Raw genomic sequence first — 1,858 nt, forward strand, 5'->3', positions numbered from 1 at the left:
AAGTTAGGAAAGAAGTCCAACCAATGCTGTTGGGTATATAGCCATATGGCCTTGTCATCATTAAAACCTGAATCAGTGATTTAAATTTCGATCCTGCCTGAGACCCCTTCTTGCTCACCACACCTCAATTTTTTAGTCATCCATCCCGCCTTGAGGTCTGTTTCTTAGCGGGATTGTTAGGTTAGCCTGACTTTTCTGATCGTTTTTTGACCAAAAGACAGGCTTCAGAGAATACACGACCATCCCGAATTCTATGACTCAGGCTCCAAGGGGTTGTGGATAAAGGGTCGTGCTATCCCGGCGAAGCAACTTCCTGGTAAAGGTCTCGATAGACCTTGTATCCCGGGCAGTGGCGGCCAAAGCGTAAAAACAGCTGACGTCCACTTTGAACCAGGCGACAGGCCATATACATCAATTCCTGCATCACTGTTTTCAAGCGACGACGCTTGGCTTGGTGTCGAATGGGTACGTCGGGTCCTATCAGTCCTAGTCCGATCCAGCGCAGTAGGTTATAGCCCAAAGCCGCAAAAGCCATGACCAGAGAGTTGGTCGCAAACTTGCCCGAAGGCAGGCGTTCCAGATCCAGGTCAGTTTTAAACTCGCTGTGAAACTGTTCACTGGTGGCGTGATCTTTATACAGATCAATGACGGCCTGATCATCCGCAAGATGCTCCGGCAAAGAAGTCAGCCAGCCTTCAAGGCTGACTTCAGGTTCCAGAAACATCTGGCCGCTGGGGTCGCTGGTACGTACAGTCACCTTGACGATCCGTCGAACGCCCGGCTCATCGGGCAACGTTTCAGAGATCAAGGCTTCCATTTTGCCATCACGCTCCAACCCAAAGGCTTGTTGCTGCAAAGCTTTGTCAGCCCAGACCAGGGGATCGTGCTTGCGCGGATTCCACTTAATCAAAAAGTCGACCTGCTCCTGCTTGTTCAAAAAATCACGGTTGTCACGGGCATCATGGGCACTGTCCAGGCGCACTAAAATGGGAGAAGCGGTCAAAGCTCTGGCTCGGAGTAAAACAGCTGTTAGCGTATCCAGAAAACCGTTGTTAGCATGCTGGCTACCGGGGCGCAGTTCACACCCGAGACACCAGCCTTCCTTGCCCAGGTAAGCGGCTAAAGGAGCATACCCCTCGTAGCCCTTGTAGGTGTAGCTCACACCCTCTTTACAGGTCTGGCTGTTGTCCATAGGAAAAACATCCATATCCAGAGCGACATGCCCCATGGCCAAGGGTGAAACCGGTGCTTGAATTCGTTCCAGAAATTCGCAGCTTGCCGCTTCAAGCAAAGGGGCTAGAGCTTCTGCATCCTCATCAAAACGCTGGCGTAATCGTGCTGATGAAGGGGGCTGCTTGATGCCCATTGCATTTTTAAAGAAGTGATCCTTGCGAGTTGACTCAACCGCTTCAAAGTCACTTTTGCCCAGACAGATGACACCGAGATAAGTGCGAATCAGGTCAATATTGGGAATGCCGTGACGCTTCACAACCGTGCGAGCGGTCTTAATCAACGACGTGCGGTGGTTCAAGCAATGACCGATCAGCGCCAGGCCAGCGTGAGGGGTGTAGACTTCGGTTTTGGACTGTTGCAGGGTAAAGGTTCGCATAAGGCAACGCACTAACTGGGTGAATGAGATAACAGGGCTATGATAGCGCCAAACGACCCGTCATTGCAGGTCTGCCGTCCTGTGAGCAGGTCTTGAAGTCACGGATTCAGGTTAATAGATAGCAGAGATATAGGAGAGATATTCCTTAAATCAATAATTAGCTCTTGTAAAAACCAGTTTCAATAATACTATTGATATTAGATACGGTTACTACAGGGTACATAAAGTCCCAGAACTGAATGTTCTGGG

General features: G+C 49.9%; 1 protein-coding gene. It reads right to left on the reverse strand.

Annotated features, from left to right (window positions below):
• Window positions 1-292: 292 nt before the first annotated feature.
• On the reverse strand, window positions 293-1,609 hold the full coding sequence (locus GY843_RS18715; protein WP_297311948.1) for an IS1380 family transposase: 1,317 nt from the start codon (window positions 1,607-1,609) through the stop codon (window positions 293-295).
• Window positions 1,610-1,858 lie beyond the last annotated feature (249 nt).

Source organism: Neptuniibacter sp. (genome assembly GCF_024231755.1).
Taxonomy (GTDB): domain Bacteria; phylum Pseudomonadota; class Gammaproteobacteria; order Pseudomonadales; family Balneatricaceae; genus Neptuniibacter.